This window comes from Noviherbaspirillum agri (assembly GCF_054780595.1).
In genome coordinates, this window is sequence record NZ_BAAGWA010000013.1 from 51,740 (window position 1) to 73,048 (window position 21,309).

The 21,309-nt window shown below is 61.4% G+C and carries 20 protein-coding genes; 11 read left to right on the forward strand and 9 right to left on the reverse strand.

The features are described 5' to 3' along the window. Positions 1-28 precede the first annotated feature (28 nt). Together ACYVIA_RS18175 and ACYVIA_RS18180 are read right to left on the reverse strand one after the other, a co-directional pair. Positions 29-220, reverse strand: a complete 192-nt coding sequence (locus tag ACYVIA_RS18175; RefSeq protein WP_460843308.1) for a rubredoxin — start codon at positions 218-220, stop codon at positions 29-31. Between the two features lies 1 nt (position 221). Next, positions 222-1,418: an alkane 1-monooxygenase gene (locus ACYVIA_RS18180; RefSeq protein WP_460843310.1), complete on the reverse strand. Its 1,197-nt coding sequence runs from the start codon at positions 1,416-1,418 to the stop codon at positions 222-224. A gap of 157 nt (positions 1,419-1,575) precedes the next feature. Here ACYVIA_RS18180 and ACYVIA_RS18185 point away from each other — a divergent pair, with 157 nt between their 5' ends. From ACYVIA_RS18185 to ACYVIA_RS18200, 4 genes are all read left to right on the forward strand, one after another. Continuing rightward, positions 1,576-2,631 (forward strand): AraC family transcriptional regulator, encoded by a 1,056-nt coding sequence (locus ACYVIA_RS18185; RefSeq protein ID WP_460843312.1) that lies wholly within the window; start codon positions 1,576-1,578, stop codon positions 2,629-2,631. Positions 2,632-2,786: 155 nt separating this feature from the next. Then, positions 2,787-4,664, forward strand: a complete 1,878-nt coding sequence (locus ACYVIA_RS18190) for a potassium transporter Kup (protein ID WP_460843314.1) — start codon at positions 2,787-2,789, stop codon at positions 4,662-4,664. A gap of 106 nt (positions 4,665-4,770) precedes the next feature. Next, the gene (locus tag ACYVIA_RS18195) at positions 4,771-4,995 is read left to right on the forward strand and encodes a hypothetical protein (protein ID WP_460843317.1); all 225 of its coding nucleotides are present in this window, start codon (positions 4,771-4,773) and stop codon (positions 4,993-4,995) included. Between the two features lie 391 nt (positions 4,996-5,386). Beyond that, positions 5,387-5,824, forward strand: a complete 438-nt coding sequence (locus ACYVIA_RS18200; protein ID WP_460843318.1) for a CBS domain-containing protein — start codon at positions 5,387-5,389, stop codon at positions 5,822-5,824. An 801-nt stretch (positions 5,825-6,625) separates the two neighbouring features. Here the strand turns inward: ACYVIA_RS18200 and ACYVIA_RS18205 are convergent. Further along, entirely contained in the window at positions 6,626-6,934 is a 309-nt protein-coding gene (locus tag ACYVIA_RS18205; RefSeq protein WP_460843320.1) for a DUF2471 family protein, read from the reverse strand. A gap of 656 nt (positions 6,935-7,590) precedes the next feature. Here ACYVIA_RS18205 and ACYVIA_RS18210 point away from each other — a divergent pair. From ACYVIA_RS18210 to ACYVIA_RS18225, 4 genes are read left to right on the forward strand one after another with little or no spacing between them, the layout of a single operon-like run. Continuing rightward, on the forward strand, positions 7,591-8,031 hold the full coding sequence (locus ACYVIA_RS18210) for a MarR family winged helix-turn-helix transcriptional regulator (protein ID WP_460843322.1): 441 nt from the start codon (positions 7,591-7,593) through the stop codon (positions 8,029-8,031). A gap of 4 nt (positions 8,032-8,035) precedes the next feature. Next, complete coding sequence (locus ACYVIA_RS18215; RefSeq protein ID WP_460843323.1) at positions 8,036-9,505, forward strand: efflux transporter outer membrane subunit; 1,470 nt, start codon at positions 8,036-8,038, stop codon at positions 9,503-9,505. A 22-nt stretch (positions 9,506-9,527) separates the two neighbouring features. Next, positions 9,528-10,724 (forward strand): HlyD family secretion protein, encoded by a 1,197-nt coding sequence (locus tag ACYVIA_RS18220; RefSeq protein ID WP_460843325.1) that lies wholly within the window; start codon positions 9,528-9,530, stop codon positions 10,722-10,724. Positions 10,725-10,734: 10 nt separating this feature from the next. Then, positions 10,735-12,288: a DHA2 family efflux MFS transporter permease subunit gene (locus ACYVIA_RS18225; RefSeq protein ID WP_460843326.1), complete on the forward strand. Its 1,554-nt coding sequence runs from the start codon at positions 10,735-10,737 to the stop codon at positions 12,286-12,288. A 30-nt stretch (positions 12,289-12,318) separates the two neighbouring features. Here ACYVIA_RS18225 and ACYVIA_RS18230 read toward each other — a convergent pair whose 3' ends face one another. Next, positions 12,319-13,227, reverse strand: a complete 909-nt coding sequence (locus ACYVIA_RS18230; protein WP_460843328.1) for a sugar kinase — start codon at positions 13,225-13,227, stop codon at positions 12,319-12,321. 259 nt (positions 13,228-13,486) lie between these two features. Here ACYVIA_RS18230 and ACYVIA_RS18235 point away from each other — a divergent pair, with 259 nt between their 5' ends. After that, positions 13,487-14,116, forward strand: coding sequence for a YqhA family protein (locus ACYVIA_RS18235; RefSeq protein WP_460843330.1), 630 nt, complete (start codon positions 13,487-13,489; stop codon positions 14,114-14,116). Between the two features lie 96 nt (positions 14,117-14,212). Here ACYVIA_RS18235 and ACYVIA_RS18240 read toward each other — a convergent pair whose 3' ends face one another. The 5 genes from ACYVIA_RS18240 to ACYVIA_RS18260 are packed head-to-tail and all read right to left on the reverse strand — an operon-like array spanning position 14,213 to position 18,971. After that, positions 14,213-15,100, reverse strand: coding sequence for a c-type cytochrome (locus ACYVIA_RS18240; protein WP_460843331.1), 888 nt, complete (start codon positions 15,098-15,100; stop codon positions 14,213-14,215). Further along, the gene (locus ACYVIA_RS18245) at positions 15,097-16,866 is read right to left on the reverse strand and encodes a GMC family oxidoreductase (RefSeq protein ID WP_460843332.1); all 1,770 of its coding nucleotides are present in this window, start codon (positions 16,864-16,866) and stop codon (positions 15,097-15,099) included. Before ACYVIA_RS18245 ends, ACYVIA_RS18240 begins: the two co-directional genes overlap by 4 nt. A gap of 2 nt (positions 16,867-16,868) precedes the next feature. Beyond that, positions 16,869-17,630, reverse strand: a complete 762-nt coding sequence (locus ACYVIA_RS18250) for a gluconate 2-dehydrogenase subunit 3 family protein (protein WP_460843334.1) — start codon at positions 17,628-17,630, stop codon at positions 16,869-16,871. Between the two features lie 56 nt (positions 17,631-17,686). Next, positions 17,687-18,553: a c-type cytochrome gene (locus ACYVIA_RS18255; protein WP_460843335.1), complete on the reverse strand. Its 867-nt coding sequence runs from the start codon at positions 18,551-18,553 to the stop codon at positions 17,687-17,689. 19 nt (positions 18,554-18,572) lie between these two features. After that, positions 18,573-18,971 (reverse strand): c-type cytochrome, encoded by a 399-nt coding sequence (locus ACYVIA_RS18260; RefSeq protein ID WP_460843336.1) that lies wholly within the window; start codon positions 18,969-18,971, stop codon positions 18,573-18,575. A gap of 292 nt (positions 18,972-19,263) precedes the next feature. On the opposite strand from ACYVIA_RS18260, the gene coxB reads away from it, so the two are divergent. Both coxB and ACYVIA_RS18270 read left to right on the forward strand, forming a co-directional pair. Next, positions 19,264-20,247 carry a cytochrome c oxidase subunit II gene (gene coxB / locus ACYVIA_RS18265; RefSeq protein ID WP_460843338.1) on the forward strand — a complete coding sequence of 328 codons (984 nt, stop codon included), beginning with the start codon at positions 19,264-19,266 and terminating at the stop codon, positions 20,245-20,247. A gap of 13 nt (positions 20,248-20,260) precedes the next feature. Then, complete coding sequence (locus ACYVIA_RS18270) at positions 20,261-21,307, forward strand: sodium:calcium antiporter (RefSeq protein ID WP_460843340.1); 1,047 nt, start codon at positions 20,261-20,263, stop codon at positions 21,305-21,307. Positions 21,308-21,309 lie beyond the last annotated feature (2 nt).

The window sequence follows — 21,309 nt, forward strand, 5'->3', positions numbered from 1 at the left end:
TCCCAGCCCGGCATCCGGCCGACGATCATCACGCAGCAGTCGCCGGCTTGTCGCTTGCCTCTTCTGCGATGAAGTCTTCCTTGAATCGCACCGCGCAGTCCGGACAGGCGAACTCGTCCGGGATGTCATCCCAACGCGTCCCCGCAGGATAGCCTTCGCGCGGCGCGCCAGTTTGCTCGTCATAGATGTAACCGCATGCAGGACAGGTGTGTCGCATCATGTCAGGCTCCGTGTCCGCTCAAGGCGCGTGCCGGCGCCTGCAAGCCATGGCGGCTGATCAGGCTGGTCTTGTGTGACGGATCGAAGTTGATTCGTGCCGGATCGCCGTTCACGACTTTCAGAAGCCGCGGATCCATGACGCGGAACCACAGCGGCGGCACATAGGCGAGCAGGAACATCACCGCATATCCTCCCGGCAGCTGCGGCACGTTATCGAAGTGGCGTAGCGACTGATAGCGCCGTACCGGATGCGCATGGTGGTCGGAATGCCGCTGCAGATGGAACAGTGCCCAGTTGGAGAAGAGCTGGTTACTGTTCCAGGAGTGATGCGGCTGGCATAGCTCGTAGCGGCCATTGGGCAGTTTCTGGCGCAGCAGCCCGTAATGCTCGACATAGTTGGCCGAGGTGAGCTGGAAATTGCTCCAGAAGGCTGTCAGCAGCATGAATGGAATCGCCCCCACGCCCAGCCACGCAATCATGAGCGTGAAAAAGACGACAGTCAGCAGCAGCGGCTGCAGGATTTCGTTGCGCCATGTCCAGGGAGAACTGCCGCACCGCGCGAGTCTTTCCTTTTCCAGCGCCCAGGCACGGCGAAATCCGCCTGGCATCTCGCGCAATACGAAGCGGTAGATGCTTTCCCCCATGCGCGAAGAAGCCGCATCTTCCGGCGTTGCCACATCACGGTGGTGCCCGCGGTTGTGCTCGATGTAGAAGTGGCCGTACCCGCTCATTGCCAATGTGAACTTGGCGAGCCTGCGCTCCAGGTCCGGCCGCTTGTGTCCGAGTTCATGGCCGAGGTTGATCGCATAGCCGCCGATCATGCCGGTGGAGATCACGCCGGCCAGCTGCGCATGCCATGGCAAATCGTGGCTGGTGAAAAACCAGATGCCGTAGATGTAGCCAAGCCAGAGCAGCGGCACGAGCGCGTACGTCACATAGCGGTAGTAGCGGTCGGCTTCCAGCCGCGGCACGACTTCCTCCGGCGGATTGCTCCGGTCTTCACCGAGTGCCCAGTCGATGACCGGGATGACGACATAGATCAGCAGCACCGGCGCCCATACCGACCAGGTCTTGCCGGTCAGGTGATAGAAGGCCGGGCCTGCTGCGGTCAGTGCCGGGACCAGCAGCGACAGCAGCCAGGCGTAACGCTTGCGATCGCGGTAGATCAGGGGGGATGGCGGGGAAAGGCTCGTCTCCATGCTGGGTCTCCTTGTCTTGTTGTTGTTTCGGTATCACGAAGCATCGTTTGATGCGCCGCAGAGCGACACCGAAAGAGATGGCAAGTTATCGTCATAACATGACAGCATGGCGAAATAGCGCCGCTGCCCACGCCGGCATCCTTTCCAGGTAAAAACGATGGTCATACCCGCTTTCTGGCACGAACCGGTTTTCCACCCGACCTACGCACGGCTGCTCTGTATGCTGCTGCGGCAACGCGGCGTGCCCACGCAGAGCCTCCTGGAAAGCGTTGGGCTGACATGGGCGGGGCTGGTGAATTCCGGCCGGGATACGAGCTTTGCGGAGATGCGCAGCCTGGTCCTGGCAGCGCTCCGCTTCGCGGACCAGCCGGCACTCGGCATGGAGCTGGGAGCCCTGATCCCGGCGTCGGCGCATGGCCCGGTTGGGTATGCGGCGCTGGCGAGCAAGGATGTTGCCGAAGCAGTCGATGTCATTACACGTTATGGCCGGCTGCGGGGCAGGGCGATCGAGTTCCACCTGATCCGGCGCGGACCGCAGTTCGGCCTGCAGGTGCGAGAGTCGTTTGACCTCGCGGACGTGCGCATCCCCATCCTGGAAGCGGTACTGATGCTGATCGTCACACTATTCGAAGCCTTGCTCGGCCATGCTCTGGACGAGGTGGAATACCTGCTCCCTTATCCCGCCCCGGCGTGGGCGGACCGCTACATGCATCGCTTGAAGGGCAAGGTGCAGTTTGATGCAGCTCACTTGGAAATCCGGATGCCGGAGGCGCTCCTCGCCGAGCCGTGCCTGACTTCCGACGCGGTTGTACATGCGTCTGCCATCCGCGATTGCGAGGCGGCCCTGGCAAGTCTGGCGATAGAGGAAGACGTACCCGCACAGGTCAGGCGCCACCTGCAAGGGCGGGATGAAGGCTATCCGAGCTGCGAAGAGATGGCCGCGCAATTGCACATGTCGGCGCGCACGCTGATCCGCCACCTTCGGCGGCATGGCACCAGCTACCAGACGTTGCTCGATGAAGTCCGGAAGGAAAGGGCGCACTGGTACTTGCGCCATACCGGACACCCGGTAGAACAGATCGCCGAGCGGCTCGGGTATCTCGACACGTCCAACTTCAGCCGGACCTTCCGCCGCTGGTATGGCACATCGCCCAAGGCGTATCGCCTTGCCGGAGCGCAGCCTGCATCGCTGGAGTCCCCGCAGGGGAGCTGACTCCGGTTGAGGCAGAGATATCCCCGAAAAGACTTTTTCGGCGAAACACGGTATCTTTTCGCCCTCCTATTACGCTCGTTGCAAGTGTTGCCGCTTTGGCATCACGCCGGCACGGAAAGTGCATAGCTCCGGCGAGCTCGCTATAAGGGTGTTGCGTGACAACGGAAAATGCGAAAAACAGCCTCAAGGCCCTGACGCTTGCCGCCATCGGCATCGTCTACGGCGATATCGGCACCAGTCCCCTGTACACGATGAAGGAAGTATTTGCGGAGGCTCACGGCCTGCCGCTGAGTCCGGCCAATGTGCTGGGCGTCGTGTCGCTGATCGTCTGGGGCCTGATCATCGTCGTGTCGTTGAAGTACGTCGTCCTGATCCTGCGCGCTGATAACCGGGGTGAGGGCGGCATCATTGCCCTGGTGGCGCTTGCCCTGTCGTCCGTGTCCCAGCAATCGCGCTGGTTCTCTGTCGTGCTGCTTGCCGGCCTGGTCGGTACGGCGATGTTCTTTGGCGACGGGGTCATCACGCCTGCGATTTCCGTGCTGTCGGCGATAGAAGGGCTGGAAGTCGCGACGCCGGCGCTAAAGCCGTATGTCGTGCCGACGACGGTCGCCGTGCTGGTCGGCCTGTACATGCTGCAGCACCACGGCACCGGCGGCATCGGCAAGTGGTTCGGCCCGATCGTATTGGTCTGGTTCCTCACGCTGGCCACGATGGGCATCGTCAATATCATCGACCAGCCATCCATCCTGGCTGCCCTGAACCCGGTCCATGGCGCGCGCTTTCTGGAAGCGAATGGCTGGCTGGCATTCATTGCCTTCGGCGCCATCGTACTGGCGTTTACCGGCGCCGAGGCGCTGTATGCAGACATGGGACATTTCGGCAGAAAGCCGGTTCGTCTGGCGTGGTTTGCAGTCGTGTTCCCGGCTCTAGCGCTCAATTACCTGGGGCAGGGGGCGCTGCTGCTGGCCAACCCGGAAGCCGTTTCCAATCCCTTTTACCAGCAACTCGGCCCCTGGAGCATCTATCCCCTCGTCGTGCTTGCAACGATGGCCACCGTGATTGCCTCGCAGGCGACCATCTCCGGTACCTTCTCCATCGTGCAGCAGGCGATCGCGCTCGGCTTCCTGCCGCGCATGCGGGTGATGTATACCTCCGAGCGTGAAATGGGCCAGATCTATATCCCGCTGGTGAACTGGCTGCAGCTCACGGTCGTGCTGCTCGCTGTCGTGGGCTTCGGTTCATCGTCCAACCTCGCGTCCGCCTACGGTATCGCTGCGACGGCGACAATGCTGATGACGACCATCCTGACCTTCTTCGTGATCCGCTATCGCTGGCGCTACAACCTGCTCCTGGCAGCGGCCGCGACCGGATTTTTCTTCACCATCGACATTTCCCTGTTCTCGGCGAACACACTCAAGATCATTCATGGCGGCTGGTTCCCGCTGCTGCTCGCCGCAGTCATGGTGACCCTCATGCTGACCTGGCGCGACGGACGGCGGCTCGTCTATGAAAATCTGCGCAAGCACCTGATCCCATTGGAGGATTTCCTTCAGTCGCTGTTCGTCAGCCCGCCGGTGCGGGTTGAGGGCACCGCTGTCTACTTCCGTGCGGAAGGCGATGGCGTGCCGCATGCAATGCTCCACAACCTCGTCCATAACAAGGTGCTGCATGAACGGACCGTCTTCCTGACGGTTTTTAACGCCGACATTCCCTACGTGCCTGCATCGGAGCGCGTCAAGGTCGAGGCGCTTGGACACGACTGTTACCAGGTCAGCGTCCATTTCGGCTTCAAGGACGAGCGCGATATTCCGGCAACGCTGCAGTTGTGCAAGGAACACGGATTGGAGTTTGAGATGATGTCGACCTCCTTCTTCATTTCGCGGCAAAACGTGATCCCCAAAGTCGGGGCTGGAATGGCGCTGTGGCGGGAGTCGATGTACGCCGTCATGTCACGAAACGCACGCGATGCCGCCGATTACTATCATGTGCCGAGCAACCGCGTTATCGAATTGGGAACACAAGTGGAAATCTGAAGGTTTATGACGCAGCAGGCTGGATGTTTTTACAGTGCTGTTGATTTGTACAGTAGTTGTGGTAGAGTAACACTCCATTCATTGCTGTTGAGAGAGGAGGACTGCCATGGCACAACTACACAATCCTTTGGCCCCGCGTTTCGGCCTTGAATATGCACCGACGTCGTTCCTGTTGCGCCTGGGGCGGCGCGAGATCTTCGTCTGCCGCGACTTCCGCAAGCGCTACTACCATGTCAGTCCAATCCTCGATTGCAGTACCGGAATCGAGGCAGGCCACCTGGAACTCCTGTTGTTCCGCCGCTGGCTGGTGATTCTCTCCAAGGCACGTTAAGCCTTTATTCAGTTTTTCATGCGCTGCGGCCGCCAGGAGGGTGGCCGCGTGGCTCTTGGCCTCTTCATTGACTGTCCGTAGCGCCCTCGACGGAGCTGCGCGAAGCACCGTCCTCCAAGCCCTTGATCTTGCTTCTGCATGTCGGCAAAGCTTGCGCTTTTTTGCGATCATTCCATCGACAATTCAATGACTTTTTTCGATTACTTCAAGTAATGTGGGAAGTGTATCGCCAGGTCGATCTTTTTCATTATTGACGGTCGGACAAGGTCGTTGATGCACCTCAGTGTCAAGCCCGGCTAATAAAGTAATCCTGAGTGTCCCGTGTCTGAACATGACGCATCCAGGGATAGCCGAGCAAAAAAACCAATTACATACTGACAGGAGACATGCCATGAAGCCAGTTGCACAGATTCTTCGCGCCAAGGAACACAAGTCCGTTTATTCGGTCGCACCGGAGGCCAGCGTCTGGGAGGCGCTAAAACTGATGGCAGAAATGAGCATCGGTGCGCTCGTGGTGACTGAAGGCTCGAAAATCGTCGGAATTGTTTCTGAGCGCGACTACGCACGGAAGGTCGTGCTGAAAGGCCGCTCATCCGAAAATACGCGCGTGCGAGACATCATGAGCTCTCCGGTCATGTACGTCACCCCGGAGCACACCAATGAAGACTGCATGGCACTGATGACCGAGAATCGCCTGCGTCATCTCCCCATCATGGAAAAGGGCGAGCTGATCGGGTTGATTTCCATCGGCGATCTGGTCAAGGACATCATCTCTGAGCAGCAATTCATCATCGAGCAACTCGAGCATTACATCCGCGGCGAGCGCTGAAACCAGCAGGAAGATTAAAGGGCAGGGCGGTTCTAGGCGTGCGTCGTGCAACCGCCTGCAGAAGGGGCGTTAGCTATTCGGCATTTATCCTGGCTATCAGCGAGCGAGGCGGGGAAGCAGAGGGACCTTCCGACACGCGGAATGCGCCAGATACGGCAAGCAGCGGTGGTGCGAGATTGGCTGCGGTGGACGACGGGCAGTAAGCGTGGCACATGTGACCAAGTAAAAGTTTTGTCGACAAGCTGCAGCCCCAGAGACGGTGGAATCATCGATTTTGTGATCCGCCTTGTCTCCTTTTCTTCCATTTTTCTCCAGCTGTGCGGATGACAAGTTGGCACTCTGGTTCTCGAGAAAACCGCAACTTCCAAAACATGTTCATAAGGTAAAGCGGGAACTTAAAGTGCTTTCTAGCTCGAGCCAAAAACACGTGATTTGCGAGATATCGATTCAGAATCAGAGGCTTGCGCAAACTACGCAGAAATCACATTAAATAAAATACTTTCAGTCGGTAATCAAGTTTTATCGCGGACTGAGTCGCTTTGACAATCCGTTCAATCGTTTACTTTGGCGAATCTCTGACTTGACCACGCATTGCGAGTGTGGAGCAATGACTAGACGTGTCGGCGCACATGGCCGCCGGGGCGAGTTTTCAAAGGCTGAAAACATGGAGACCGTCGTCGCTTCGATTGTCAGTTCGGCAAATGAAGATCCGCAATCTGTGAAATCGACTTGTGCTTGATTACAGGGCAGACCGCCTAGACGCTGCCTGCAAGTTTGGACGGGTCGGGCAGTCGGTCGCAGTCAATGGCAGGAGAAATACGCGTTCTGGATCATCGTAAGCGCGACCGGCAAGGCCTTATGACTCTTCAAGTCTGCCACTTGATCGACCTTGGGAACATAGCCCCAGCGCGAGGAACGAACCATCCGGATGTACTTGATATCCAGATCGCCAGCTTCTTCCAGTGTCTTGATTGCTTCCTTTTCGATCTCATGCACGAGACGCCAGGTGAGGACGCGGCCCTCAGTTCGATGGCGCTCCGCGATAGAATTCACGGCGAGTGCAAGCCGTTCCTTGACGGCGATCAGCTTGTATCCTTCAAAGAGAGTCATTCGGTTCATCATGAATGTCCATCCGTATACTGTATGGACGTACAGTATAGATCAAAATCGGATTGAGGGTTCTGATCTAGCTCTAGATGTTTAATACGCATAATTTATATTATGTAAACTGCGTGGCGCGAGTGCGCCGTTGGCTAGAACGTATTCGCAGAACCGGTACAAACCGGCAGACACAAAACTACCTACTACCGACCAAAGCCCACGCCGCTAACAGCGTACAGTCTACTCAGACTGAGAAATGGCCAAAGCCGATTGCACGCATCAAATGCTGCCCCAGCCGAAATCCGCTTTATTCGTGCCTTCCGTCTGATCCAGTGATTCAGTACGAACTGCACCGGGCTCCCGTAGCATGGGTGCAGGGAAACTGCCGGCCCTCCTACAACGCCTTCAGCCGCGTGAGCTCACCCTCTGGAAAGGCGAACGGCCCGGCCGACAATTCGACTGAACGGTCAATGTCCTGCCTCGGTGTTGATCGTCCTCAAGAACGCTCCTAACTCAACGGCATGACCCCATGTGGCGAAACTTTCCCCCGGGCGCTCTCCGAAGAACACACCTAATTTGCATCTGGCAATATGCTGCCTCGGCACCCACTGCCTTGACTGTCGCTGCCTAGGCAGGTATATTGCGCCCAAGCCTTGGAAACAACGATGACGAAACCCTATTCCACCCAAACCTATTCACTCGAAGAGAGCATCGGTTACCTCCTCAAGAGGGCCGGCACGCAGCTCGCCGTCAGCGTAGACCGACGCCTGGCGGAGTTCGATATGACGCATGCGCAGTACGGCATCTTTTCTCGGCTGCAAAACGGACCGAGCACTGCAGCCGATCTGGCCCGTTCGAGCATGACCGACACGGGCGCCATGACCCGCATGCTCGACCGCCTGGAAGAAAAAGGCTTCGTACAGCGCAGCCGAAGCAGTGCGGACAGACGCATCGTCGAGGTGGCGCTGACGGACAAGGGCAGGCAAATCGCCGACCGCATGAAGGAAGTGGCCGTCGAACTGCTGAACCACCATTTGCGTGAGTTCACTCCGGAAGAAGTGGAGCAGTTCAAGTCCTTTCTGCGCCGCATGATCAATAACGCATAACAACATGAACAAGACCTTACGAAGAACCGGCATCGCCCTCCTCCCGGCGCTGCTTTCGGCGTGCGTCAGTTTCCAGACGCTCGCGCCGGCACAACAACCGCTGGACCGTGTGGAGATGCCGTCCACATTGGCCGGCACCGCAGACGCGAGCTGGCCGAATGACGCCTGGTGGACGGCATTTGGCGACGCCCAGCTGGATCGGTTGATCGACCATGCGCTATCGAACAGCCCTTCCCTTGCCGGCGCACAGGCGCGCATTGCGCACGCACAGGCAGCCGCCGGCATCGCCCGCGCGGCCGATCGCCCGCAAGTCAATGGCGCGCTCGATGCCTCTTACGGCCGGCAGTCCGAGAATTACCTCGTTCCCAAGCCGCCGCTGGGCAAAGGCGGCGAATACGTCAGCCAGGGACTGGCAGCGGTCAACTTCGGCCTGGATCTTGACCTGTGGGGGCGAAACGCCGCATTGATTCGCGCTGCGGGCAAACAACTGCAGGCGGCCGAGTTCGACCATGCTGCCGCCCGCCTTGCCCTGACGACGTCCATCGCGCGCGCGTATCTGCAGCTCGCCGGTCAGTACGATCTGCAGGATGTGCTCCTGTCCACCCTGAAGCAGCGCCAGGACATTCGCCGCCTGGTCGACCAGCGCGTTGCGAATGGACTCGATACCCAGGTCGAAGTAAAGCAAGCCGACACCAACGTGGCCGCGCTGAAGGTCGAACTGGAGCAGCTCGCCACCGCAATGAAAGTCACCCGCCTGCAGATCGCCGCCCTCGCCGGCGACATGCCGTCAGCCGCCGACAGTATCAGCCGCCCGGCGACGCGCCCGGCAGCAGCGCAAGTGCCGGCGAGCTTGCCGCTGGACTTGCTGGGACGTCGCCCGGAACTCGCCGCGCAGCGCGCACGCATTGCAGCAGCAACAGGCGACGCCGAAGCGGCAAAGGCGCAGTTCTATCCGAACATTAACCTCAACGCGATGATCGGTTTCCAGGCCATCGGCCTCGACCGGCTGCTGGATGCCGGCAGCTTCACCAACAGCATCGGCCCTGCGATCCGCCTCCCGATCTTCGATGCAGGCAGGCTGCGTGCCAATTACGCGGGCAAGATGAGTGACGTCGATGCCGCTATCGCCCAGTACAACCAGTCGGTGCTCAATGCTGCGCAAGAGGTATCGGAACAGCTTGTCAGACTGGCAGACCTCGCGCGTGAGGAAGACGCCGCGCAGGAAGCGCTGAACGCAGCGGAAGAAGCCCATCGGCTCGCCATGCTGCGTTACCAGGGCGGACTGTCGCCCTACCTCACGGTGCTCACGGTCGAGTCGCAACTGCTCGCGCAGCGCCGTGCCATGTCGCTCCTGCACGCGCGCCGAGACGATCTGCAGATTTCCCTGTTACGCGCCCTGGGCGGCGGGTTCCACGAACGTCGCCCCGGCAATCAGGTAGGAAGCCAGGCAGCCACAACAGCACAAACACATTAAAAGAGTCCAATCAGGAAACCCCATGAACGCATCTTCATCCGCAGACAACGCAGCGCCTCGCAATGCGCCGGCAGCATCGGCCAGCGCCGGTACTCCGAAGCGCAAAAAGGTTTTGCTCACCATTACCACACTCTTCGCTGCTGCCGGTCTTGCCTACCTCGCTTACTGGGCCATGATTGCCCGTTATATCGAAGAGACCGACAACGCCTATGTTCAGGGCAACGTGGTGCAGGTGACGCCGCAGGTCGCCGGTACAGTCAGGAAGATCCTTGCCGACGACACGGCCATCGTCAAACCAGGCCAGCCGCTGGTCATGCTCGACACAGCGGATGCGGACGTCGCGCTTGCCCAGGCCGAAGCCCAATTGGCGCAGACAGTACGCGAGGTGAGGACACTGTACGCAACGCAGGCCCAGGCCGGTGCCACGCTCGCCATGCGCGAGTCGGAGCTGGCCCGCGCACGCGACGACCTTGCACGCCGCAAGGCACTGGCCGGTTCCGGGGCCGTCTCCGGCGAGGAAATCCATCATGCCGAAAGCGCCGTCTCCACCGCGCTGGCAGCAGTGAATGCAGCGCGCGAACAACTCGCGTCGGGCCGCGCGCTCACGGACGGCACCACCGTCGCCAATCATCCCAACGTGCAACGCGCCGTTGCACGCGTGCAGGAAGCCATGCTGGCGCAGGCACGCGCCACGCTGTACGCGCCCACCGGTGGCGAAGTGGCAAAACGCAATGTGCAGGTTGGCCAGCGCGTCGCTCCCGGCACGCCGCTGATGGCGATCGTCCCGCTCGATGCACTGTGGGTCGACGCCAACTTCAAGGAATCGCAACTGCGCGAAATTCGCGTCGGCCAGCCGGTCAAACTCACCGCCGACGTCTACGGCAGCAAGGTGCAGTACGACGGCAAGGTCGCCGGCTTTGCCGCCGGCACTGGTGCGGCCTTCTCCCTGCTCCCCGCACAGAACGCGACCGGCAACTGGATCAAGGTGGTGCAGCGCGTCCCCGTGCGCATCACGCTCGATCCGAAGCAGCTTGCCGAGCACCCGCTGCGCGTTGGCCTGTCAATGCGCGCCGAAGTCGATCTGCATGAGCAGCAAGGCACGCATCTGGACCAGGCGCCTGTTGCCGGTGCACTGACCGCGTACGAGTCGGCCGACAGCTCCGTCGCGACGGCCGCCAAGGCCCGCACCGATACCATCATTGCCGCCAACCTGAAGTAGGAATCGATCGATGGCTACTTCACCAGCGGGCGGACAACAGGCGGCTGCACCTCTGCATGGTGCGCCGCTGGTCATGCTCACCATCGCGACGGCGATGTCGACCTTCATGGAAATCCTCGACATCACGATCGCGAACGTATCCATTCCCACCATCGCGGGTGCGCTTGGCGTGTCGTCCAGCCAGGGCACCTGGATCATCAGCTCCTATTCGGTGGCCGCGGCCATTGCGGTGCCGCTGACCGGCTGGCTTGCGCGGCGCGTCGGCGAGGTGAAGCTGTTCACGATTTCGGTCCTCCTGTTCACCCTGATGTCGGCGCTCGCCGCGTTTTCGGTCAACCTGCCGATGCTGGTAACGCTGCGCCTGCTGCAGGGCTTTGTCTCCGGACCGATGGTGCCGTTGTCGCAAACCCTTCTGGTGCGCAATTTCCCGCCCGAGAAGCGCGGTGCGGCGATGGGGTTGTGGGCGATGACGGTGATCCTGGCACCGATTGCCGGGCCGCTGCTCGGTGGTTACATCAGCGACAACTATCACTGGTCATGGATCTTCCTGATCAATATTCCGATCGGCCTGTTCGGCGGCATCACCGTCTGGACACTGATGCGCAAGCGCGAAGCGCCGATCGTGAAGGTTCCGCTCGATGTCGTCGGGCTGATCCTGCTGGTGGTCGGCGTCGGCAGCCTGCAACTGATGCTCGAGATCGGCAAGGACTATGACTGGTTTGCCTCGCCGTTCATCGTCGCGCTGGCCGTCATCGCGGTGGTCACGCTGACTTTCTTCATCGCCTGGGTCCTGACCTCGCATCATCCTATCGTCGACCTGCATCTGTTCAACGACAAGAACTTCCGGTTTGGCGTGATCGTGCTGTCGGTGGGCTTCATGACCTACTTCGGCACCGTGGTGATCGTTCCCTTGTGGCTGCAACTGGTGATGGGTTACACCTCCACGCAGGCGGGCATGGCGATGGCGCCGATCGGTCTCTTCATGCTGATCCTGGCGCCCATCATCGGACGCAATGTCGCCCGGCTCAACCTGCGCGCGCTGGCAACCTTCGCCTTCCTCGTAATGGGCGGCGTGTCGTTGTGGAACACGCAGATGACGCTGGATGTGACCTTCTGGAATATCGTCAATCCGCGCCTGGTGCAGGGCCTGGGAATGGCCTGCTTCTTCCTGCCGGTGCAGACCATCATGCTGTCCAATATCACGCCGGATCACATGGCGGCCGCATCGAGCCTGTCGAACTTCCTGCGCACGCTGGGCGCCGCAATCGGGACTGCGATCAGTGTGACCTCGTGGGATCATCTTGCCTCGCGCAACCATGCGCAGCTGAGCGAGCACGTGACGGCGTTCTCCGACGCGACCAATCAATATCTCGCTACGCTGCAGGCCGGCGGCATGACACGCCAGGAAGCCTTCGGCGTCGTCGAGCGCCTGCTGAATGCGCAAAGCCTGATGATGGCAACCAACGAGTTTTTCTTCTACTGTGCCATTGCCTTCTTCTGCCTGACCGGCCTGATCTGGCTGACGAAGCCGGGCAAGATCGGTGGTCCGCCGGCGGCGCACTGATGGCGCGGGAGAGGAGGATGTTGCGTAGCATCACTCTTCGATAATCGCCCCGGCGATGCGTATGACTCTCGCGGCCAGCTTGGTGCCGGCCTGTGCAGCGTCTGCCGGGGATACGCCACCAAGTCGTGCAGCGAGATAGGCGGCATTGAATGAATCGCCTGCCGCAGTCGTGTCCACCGGTTCGACCTTTTCCGCAGGCACGCTCATCGCGCTGCGCATTGTCGCCGCTTGTACCAGGCATCCTTCCTTCCCGAGTTTCACGACGGACTCGACTGGTCCGCTGGCAAGCGTACGTGACATCGTGATGGCTGCGGTTCCATCGTCATGCAGTTGCGCTTCATCGTCGTAGGTGACGAGGGCATGTGAGGCCACGGCGAGTGCGCGATTGCTCCAGTGGCGGGCTTCGTCCTTGCCCTGCCACAATGCTGGCCGGTAATTGCTATCGAAGCCGACCCAGCCGCCGTGGGATTTCACCGCTGCTGCCAACGCAAGTAGCCGCTTGCGTCTGTCATCGTCCAGGATCGCGAGGGTAATACCGGAGAAGTAGAGCATGGTGCATGCGTGAGCGCGCGACAGGAGTCGGTCGACGTGCGCCGGATCGAGCATCTGCCGCGCCGCCGATTCGCTCCGCCAGTAAAGGAAGGATCGCTCCCCGCCCTCGGAAAGCGTAATCAAGTAGAGCCCGGGCGGTTTGGTCCCGGCGGCCGTGATGTAGTCGGTGTCGAGGCCGTGTTTTTCCGCTTGCGCCAGAAGCGCCCGGCTCATGCGGTCCGTGCCCACTGCGCTGACGAAACAGGTACGACCGACCGGGACAAGCCGGTGGAAATAGACGGCGGTGTTGTAGACGTCGCCTGCAAATGACTGGCGCAACAAGCCCTCGCCTGCATGCCGCAGCTCAATCATGCATTCTCCGATGAACCAGCATTCCTTGGTATTCACAGGCTTCAACCTGAGCTTCAGTCCAACGTCATGCCACGGTGCGATGCTGTGGCAAAGACGAAAGATCAGCAACTAGCGTGCCCGCCAAGGCGATAGCGGGAATTGACATCAAGAGCAACACATTCATGTTGTGGAGCAGAGCCCCGAAGTCCGTGAGTGCAGAAATTGCAAATCATCACGGTGCTGGGCACGCGATTTGCTGCAATGGGGGCGCACTGCAGCGAGGCGTGCTGCCCTTTCCTGTTTTCCCATTTCGCGCATGAGGCCAAAAAACAAACATTCCTCCGAGCCGATCGATCGGTTCAGCCAGCTTATCGGGCACAGCCGCTACATTGTGCTGTTGGCCGTGGTCGCCGTCCTGCTAGTGGCGCTATCTTTATTTGTGTTCGGCGCGATTCAGGCCATTGCGGGTGTCTGGGGCGCGTGGAAAGACCTGATCGCCGGAAACCTCGGTGCGACGAGGCTGACCGTCGAATTTCTGGAGATCGTGAGTGTCATGCTCAAGGCAGTGGTGTTCTACATTATCGGAGTCGGCCTTTACAGCCTGTTCGTGGCACCCCTCAATATCACCGTCTCGCTTGGGGTGCAAACGCTCAATGATCTGGAATCAAAAGTGGTGAGTGTCATTGTTGTCATTCTCGGCGTGACGTTTCTCGAGCACTTTATCCGGTGGGAAGACCCGGTAGCCACGCTGCAATTCGGCGGGGCGCTGGCGCTTGTGACTACCCCTTTGGTTCTTTTCCAGCGTTACACGCATAAGGCCAGGGAAGAGCAAAAAATACACGATCCGACCGAACAGGTGCGGGCGCAGCGGGCGATGTTTGAAGCGGATGCAGAAAGAGCCGAACTCCGGCCCGACGATGAAAAGCGCAGGGAGGATGCTTCGTGAGGCCTGTTCTTGCGCCCGAGGCGGCTACTGCCGACGGAGCATTCGGCAGTTGAAAGAACAACATGGCCGGAATGCCTCGGTTCAACGGACCGTATCCTACTGATCTCCTCCACTGCCGCTGCGCGACGCATTCCCCCCTGCCCCGCTTCCGCCGCCCGGCCCCTGATTGCCGCCCGTGGTTGGCGCGCCTTGCTCGACGCCGATCCCTTTCGTGGATTTCGGCGTTGCCATCGAGGCCGCCGCTGGTCGTGTCGGTCGTTCGATCGACCCCATCGGGATGTTGACGCGTTCTTCCGCCGGAACCGGCGGCGCCTGGACGGCAAAGTACGCCGCCACCGCCGCGCGGTCCTCGTCATTGAGCAGGCGCGCTATTTCATTCATGTTCCCGCTCGGATCGGTCTTGCGCTTGCCCTCTTTCCAATCCTTCAACGCGGAAACAAGATACGCGCGGTGCTGCCCGGCGAGATAGGGAAAGCGCGGCGGCTCACCGGTCCCGGCCGGGCCATGGCAGTTGATGCAGGCCTGCAGCCGCAGCCCTTCGTCGCCGACCATGGCGAGGATGCGGCCGCGTTCCAGCTGCCGCTCGTCTGGGCGGCTCGGCATGAGCGCCGGCGGCGCGGTTACTCTTGCGTAGTAGGCGGAGACGGCCTCGATCTGCCGGTCATCCAGCTTGCGCGCAATCGGACTCATTGTCTTGTTATCACGCCGGCCGTTGGCGAAGCTTTGCAGCTGAAGCGCCAGGTAAGACCGCGAGAAGCCGGCGATCCTCGGGATGCCGGCCCGCACGCTGCCTTCGCCCAGCGCGCCGTGGCAGGTACTGCATGCGGCAATGCCCTGCGCTCCCCTCAGGGCGAGTCGCTCGCCGGCCGCCCTCGCATCCGGCTCAGGCGCGCTGCCCGGAGCGACTTGTGCACTCAGCGGGATGGCAACTGCGGTGGCCAGGATCGCCGTGAGCAACCGGCACATGTGTCGGACGGCGCTCATGTGTGCACCAGCGGGCCGGGTGACTTCAGGTAGCGGCTGACGATGGCGTCCGCTGCCCAGTACGCCAGTGCGCCGATCGTATCGGTCGGGTTATAGGAGGCATTCTGCGGAAAGTTCGATGCGCCGATGACGAATACATTCGGTACGTCCCAACTCTGCAGGTAACGATTGACGACGCTGGTCGACGGATCGTTGCCCATCACGGTGCCGCCGGTATTGTGCGTGGTCTGATACTCGGTGATGTTGTATGGCGGTTTTCTGGGCTCGGCCGAAACCTGCTGCCCGCCCATCGCGCGGGCGATGCCTTTCGCTTTTTCCGTGATATAGGCGGAGAGCTTGATGTCGTTCTGCGGAAAATCGAAGGTCAGTCGCAGTAGCGGCAAGCCCCACGCATCCTTGTAGGTCGGATCCAGGTCAAGGTAGTTGCTCTTCACGGCAACGGAGCTGCCGTGCACGCTCAGCACCGAGGTATGGTTGTAATGGCGAACAACGGCGCGTTTCCATTCGCCGCCCCAGGCGGGCGTGCCCGGCGGCGTCGGGTGGAACTCGATCGGGCGTCCGTTTGACATCACCTCGCCGATATAGGCGCCGCCGACAAAACCGTGTGGTCCGTGGTCGAAGTTATCGCTGACAAAATCCGCGATCACTGTCCCGCTGGCGCCCGAGCGCATGAACGGATTGATGTTGACGCTCTCGTCGTAGAACACCTTCGCCGAGCTCATGGTCTGGTATGCATAGCTGCGGCCGACAACTCCTTCGCCCGTCTTTGGGTCATACGGCTTGCCGATTCCCGACAGAAGGAGCAGGCGAACATTGTTGAGCGCAAAGGCACCGACGATGACCAGCCGCGCCGGCTGTTCCACTTCCCGCCCCATCGGGTCTACGTAGGTGACGCCGGTGGCCTGCTTGCCGGTGCTGTCGAGATTGATCCGCAGGACATGGCATTGGGTGCGCAATGTGAAGTTCTTGTCTTTCAGGAGGACGGGAAGCAGCACCGTCTGCGGGGACGATTTGGCGAAGTGCTCGCAGCCGAAGCGTTCGCAATAGCCGCAGAACATGCAGGTATACAGGCGCATGCCCTCGGGGTTGGTGTAGGGCTGGCTGAGGTTCGCCGACGGCTGGGGAAACGGATGGTAGCCCAGCCCGGCGGCGGCCTTGCGGAACATGGCCGATCCGTACGGCTCCTTCATCGGCGGCGTGGGATAGTCACGCGAGCGCGGATCCTCGAACGGATTGCCGCCTTCTACTTTTTTGCCTTTGATATTGCCCGCCTTGCCGGAGACACCGAGCAGGTATTCGAAACGGTCGTAGTACGGCTCGATCTCCGCCGCCGTGATGCCCCAGTCCTGCGCGAGAATGTCATCGCTGATGAATCCCTTGCCGTACCGGCTGACGGTACGCGAGCGGAACTGGAAGTCGGAATCCTGGAAGCGGTAGGTCTGGCCGTTCCAGTGCACCGCCGCGCCGCCCAGCCCGGTGCCGGGAAGGAAGCTGCCCCAGCGCCGCACCGGCAACGCAACCATGTCCGCGTTGCGGCGGAAGGTGATGGTCTCCTTCGCGCTGTCCTGCATCAGCGCCTTGCGGATCGAATAGCGCAGCTCGTCGTGGATCTGCGGCCCCTGGAAGTCCGGCACCGTGAAGCGCGGCTCGCCGCGTTCCAGGCCGACGACCTTCAAGCCGGCCTTCGTCAGTTCGCGTCCCAGGATCGACCCCACCAGGCCGACACCCAGCAAAACCACATCCGTCTCGGGCAGGCGTGTCGCCATCTTCACTTCCCTCCCGTGGCCGCGTGCGTGGGCTTCGCCGGATGAATGTGGATCTTGCCCTTGCCGTCGTCGCCCATGCTGATCGGCGCTCGCGTGTAGAGCACGCCGTGCTGGTCAACCAGATCGTAGAAGGACGCATAGGCGCCGGGAAAACCGATCATCTTCCACGCCACCATGTCCTTGTTTCCGCCGTAGACCGGATCGCTGAAATAGCCTTCCATGGTCAGGGAAAGCAGCGATTCGAAGAACTCCTTCCCGGGAATGCCGTCGAGCTGGATCTTGTCCGCTTCCAGGTCTTTGAGATAGCGGTCCTGTTCCGCTTCCGGCAACTCGGCGAAAGGCGGCCGGCCCCGGCGGGCGAGGTCGTCGCGTATGCCGCGCAGCGCCTTGCGGAACAGTTCTGCCGGCGTAAAAGGGAGCTGGTACCCCTGCGTCTCGTCGCCTTCCTGCCATGGGCCGCTGCGGTACAGGCGCTCGCCGGCCCCCCAGGCGCCAGCCAGCTGCCGGTCGATGAAGGTCGGAACGCCGGCTTCCAGTGCGCCCGGTCCGTTGTCGTCCTCGGGGATCAGCCGGGCGACGGCGGCGCGCACGAGGCGTGCCTCCTCGGTGTTAAGGAAGACGTAGGCATCGTATTGCGGTACAGCCGCCGCCGGCGTCGGTGCATTGCCGACCAGGCCCTGTGCCGCAGCGCCGGCGGCCACCGTGCTGCTCGCCGCCGCGACCCCGGCAATCTTGAAAAACGATCGGCGTGACATCTTTTCCATTCGGCACTCCGTCTGTGTTCGTGTGAGGAAGAAGGCAGGTTCTGTACCAGCGTGTGCTATTCGCTTTCCTTTAGTGTGTACAGGAACGCGGCGATGTCCCGCGCATCCTGCCCGGTCACGCCGAGGTCCGGCATTGCTGACAGCGGATTGACGCGCTTCGGGTGTTGAATCCAGAGCACCATGTTTCCTGGCGTGTTGGGCAGGACGCCGGCGATGTACATGCGGGTGGCGACGCCGGCAAGCGGCGGGCCGACGTGGCGGTTCGCGCCGACGATACCGGGAATCTGGTGGCAGGTCACGCAAAGGTACTGCTGCAGCGCACGCCGGCCGGCGTCGGCACTGCCGAGCTTCACATCCTGTACCTGGACCGTTGCCGGTGCGCGTTTTTCCTGCGGCTGCGGGTCGCCGATCGTGCTGTCCCACTGTGCGAAGGTTTGCGGCGACATGCCCGGCATCAGCTTGACGAAGGCGACGATGTCCCATATCTCCCGGTCGCTCAGCCGGTATTGCCACGCCGGCATGCCGCTCATCTTGATGCCGTTGCGCACGACCCAGTAGATCTCCGCGGCTTGCCATTCGCGGGCGGTCGACACCAGGTTGGCCGGAGCGGGCGTCATGCCCATCGCCACGCCCCGTGGGGCGACGCCCGGCGCGCCGTGGCATTCCAGGCAGTGGGCGCGGTAATGCGCAAAGCCGCTGCGGGTACGCTCGGCTTGCGACAGGTCGGGCACCTCGATGCCGGAAGACCGAAACATGACCGCGCGCCGCATCGCGAGATCGATCAGACGGTAGACCGGTCCGGTGTGCTGCTCTGTTGCGCTGATGTCGTAGATGCCGCCATAGACGACCGCAGCGCCCCCGGCAAGTCCTGCGGCGAGCCCGAATGCGAGGGTGGCGACAATCGTTCTGGTTCTTGCTTTCATCCGGGGCGTGCGGTGAGTTCTACTCAAGCGTATACAGGTAGGCAGCGATGTCCCGCGCCTCCGGTTCGGCGATGTTCATGTTCGGCATCGCGGTGCGCGGATCGACAGCCGGCGGGTTGCGCAACCACTGCACCATCGCCTCGGGCGTGTTCGGCAAGACACCGCCGATATAAGCGCGCGTCGCGATCCTGTCCAACGGCGGGCCCACATTGCTTCCCGGTCCGCCGATGCCCGGGATGGTATGGCAGCTAACGCAGCCATGTCGCGCGATCGCGGCGCTGCCGCGTGCCGGATCCGCGTCTGCAAGCTGGGCGCGGGCAGCGGCCAGGTATGCGGTTGTTTCCCGGTTCTCGCCGCATGCGGCGAGAACGATCACCAGGCTGCAGGTGTTCACGATCATGCAGAGTAGATGTCGCATGCGCGGTCTATCTCCTCACCGCCGTGACGGCGAGGACCAACAAGCAGGATTGAAGAACGGTTTTATCTCGCATGGCTGAGCGGAATGGTGCAGCGCGAAAGGATGAGTCCGCTCCACCCGCTGCAATTTCTCTGCCAGATCGCCGCCATGCATTCCCAGCTTCACGATGAATTGGTACGCAACCTGCTTGCGATGGCGCACTCCCCGTCCGGGCGTACAGCGTCAGCGTCTGCCTGCGCCTCCGCGCAGCAAATGCCGACCTGCCGCCCATCGTGAAAAAACTACACATCGCATGGCATATATCACCGTCGCCGCCTGTCTTGCCTTCCTGCCCCTCCTCGCCCAGGCGGGATTGCAGTCTGCCCTGACGCCAAAAGGCGAGCATGCCGCACGGATAGGAGAGATGACCTGGGTGCTGTTCACCGGCGGCACGGCGATCTTTGTGGTGGTCATGATTGTTCTTGCGATTGCCTTGCTCGGCCCCGCGCACCTGCGTGCCCGGCTGGCGAACCGGACTGTCATCGTCGGTGCCGGTATCGTGTTTCCCGTCGTCGTGCTGACGGCCCTGCTCGTCTATACCTTCATCGGCGCATCTGCGCTGGCGCGCAACGAGGAGCCGGCTGCCGCCCGTATCGAAGTGATGGGAGAGCTCTGGTGGTGGCGGGTTCGCTATCTCGATCCGGACGGCAAGGTGCTCTTTGAGACCGCCAACGAGATCCGCATCCCCGCCGGTCAGCCTGTCGACTTCCTGCTCAAGTCGAACAACGTGATCCATAGCTTTTGGGTGCCCAATCTTGCCGGCAAGATCGACACCATTCCCGGACATGTGAACCGGCTGCGGGTGCGTGCCGATGCGCCGGGCGTCTTTCGCGGCCAGTGCGCGGAATACTGCGGCACGCAACATGCCAAGATGTCTTTTCATGTGCTCGCGCTAACGCCGCAGGCGTTCGAGACCTGGATGGCAGCACAGCATGCACCGGCCGTGGAACCGCGCGATGCATCGCTCCAGGCCGCGAAACAATACTTCATGCATGCATGCGCCCGCTGCCACACGATCCGCGGCACCGAAGCCGCGGGTACGCTCGGCCCGGACCTCACGCACGTGGGCAGCCGGCACAACATCGGCGCGGGCGTGCTGCCCGGGAATGTCGGCGCACTTGCGGGCTGGATCGCTGGCAACCAGCACATCAAACCCGGCAACCTGATGCCGCCATTTAACGAGCTGTCGGGCGAAGGCTTGCGCTCCCTTGCGCACTACATGGAAAGCCTGAAGTGAGCGGGATGGCGCAATGGACCTGCTCAATTTCGAAAACCATGCCATCTGGATCAATTTCGCAGTCTTCGCGCTGGCGTCCGGTATCGTCTGGGTGGCGGGCGTGCGCGTGACGCGCTACGCCGACGCCATCGCGAAAAAGACGGGCGTCGGCCATGTCGCGGTCGGCCTCGTGCTCCTGGGCGGAATCACTTCGCTGCCGGAAATTGCGGTAGCCGTCGTTTCCGCCCTCGCTGCAGCCCCTGCACTGGCTGTCAACAACCTGCTCGGCGGCGTCGCGATGCAGAAGGCGATCCTGGCAGGCGTGGACGGATTCATTGGAAGGGATGCGCTGACCGTCATCTCAGCCTCACCTTCGGTTCTGCTGCAAGCGGCACTGGGAACGATCGTGCTGGTTCTCGTTGCCGCTGCGATCGTGACGGGCGATGTGCTGGTGGGCGGAATCGGCGTATGGGCGTGGGGCATTCTGTTTGCCTATGTTTTTGCGATCTGGAATGTTTCGACATCCGAAGGGCATCGAGCATGGGAGCCGAAAGACGTCGGCGTCACGCGTCCCGAGCCCAGCGACGCGGGTACCGGTGATGCGGGCCAGGCCGCGAGCAGCCTGGCCCTGAAGACGGCCCTTTGCGCGCTGGCGATCCTTGCCGCCGGATTTTTCCTCAGCAGGACGGGCGACGCGATCGCTGTCCAGTCAGGGCTCGGCCAAAGCTTTGTCGGTGTGGCATTGCTTTCGCTGGCAACCTCCCTGCCCGAGCTCAGCACCGTCACGACCGCCATGCGCCTGCGCCAGTATGAACTGGCCATCTCCGATATTCTCGGCACCAACCTGTTCAACGTGATGCTGATTTTCCTGGTGGACGCCGTGTATGGCGGCGGACCGGTACTGAATGAAGTGGGAAACTTTTCGCTGTTCGCCGCACTGCTTTGCATCCTCATGACGACGATCTACCTGGTCGGCCTGATTGAGCGGCGCAACCGCACGATCGCCCGTTTCGGCATCGACTCGGTCGCGATCCTTGTCGCCTACGCGGGCGGACTCTTCATGTTGTATCAGCTACGGTAGGG

Coding starts and splice junctions, on each gene's coding strand:
- ACYVIA_RS18175 (WP_460843308.1), bottom strand. CDS start 220: ATGATGCGACACACCTGTCCTGCATGCGGTTACATCTATGACGAGCAA.
- ACYVIA_RS18180 (WP_460843310.1), bottom strand. CDS start 1,418: ATGGAGACGAGCCTTTCCCCGCCATCCCCCCTGATCTACCGCGATCGC.
- ACYVIA_RS18185 (WP_460843312.1), top strand. CDS start 1,576: ATGGTCATACCCGCTTTCTGGCACGAACCGGTTTTCCACCCGACCTAC.
- ACYVIA_RS18195 (WP_460843317.1), top strand. CDS start 4,771: ATGGCACAACTACACAATCCTTTGGCCCCGCGTTTCGGCCTTGAATAT.
- ACYVIA_RS18200 (WP_460843318.1), top strand. CDS start 5,387: ATGAAGCCAGTTGCACAGATTCTTCGCGCCAAGGAACACAAGTCCGTT.
- ACYVIA_RS18205 (WP_460843320.1), bottom strand. CDS start 6,934: ATGACTCTCTTTGAAGGATACAAGCTGATCGCCGTCAAGGAACGGCTT.
- ACYVIA_RS18210 (WP_460843322.1), top strand. CDS start 7,591: ATGACGAAACCCTATTCCACCCAAACCTATTCACTCGAAGAGAGCATC.
- ACYVIA_RS18215 (WP_460843323.1), top strand. CDS start 8,036: ATGAACAAGACCTTACGAAGAACCGGCATCGCCCTCCTCCCGGCGCTG.
- ACYVIA_RS18220 (WP_460843325.1), top strand. CDS start 9,528: ATGAACGCATCTTCATCCGCAGACAACGCAGCGCCTCGCAATGCGCCG.
- ACYVIA_RS18225 (WP_460843326.1), top strand. CDS start 10,735: ATGGCTACTTCACCAGCGGGCGGACAACAGGCGGCTGCACCTCTGCAT.
- ACYVIA_RS18235 (WP_460843330.1), top strand. CDS start 13,487: ATGAGGCCAAAAAACAAACATTCCTCCGAGCCGATCGATCGGTTCAGC.
- ACYVIA_RS18240 (WP_460843331.1), bottom strand. CDS start 15,100: ATGAGCGCCGTCCGACACATGTGCCGGTTGCTCACGGCGATCCTGGCC.
- ACYVIA_RS18245 (WP_460843332.1), bottom strand. CDS start 16,866: ATGGCGACACGCCTGCCCGAGACGGATGTGGTTTTGCTGGGTGTCGGC.
- ACYVIA_RS18250 (WP_460843334.1), bottom strand. CDS start 17,630: ATGGAAAAGATGTCACGCCGATCGTTTTTCAAGATTGCCGGGGTCGCG.
- ACYVIA_RS18255 (WP_460843335.1), bottom strand. CDS start 18,553: ATGAAAGCAAGAACCAGAACGATTGTCGCCACCCTCGCATTCGGGCTC.
- ACYVIA_RS18260 (WP_460843336.1), bottom strand. CDS start 18,971: ATGCGACATCTACTCTGCATGATCGTGAACACCTGCAGCCTGGTGATC.
- coxB (WP_460843338.1), top strand. CDS start 19,264: ATGGCATATATCACCGTCGCCGCCTGTCTTGCCTTCCTGCCCCTCCTC.
- ACYVIA_RS18270 (WP_460843340.1), top strand. CDS start 20,261: ATGGACCTGCTCAATTTCGAAAACCATGCCATCTGGATCAATTTCGCA.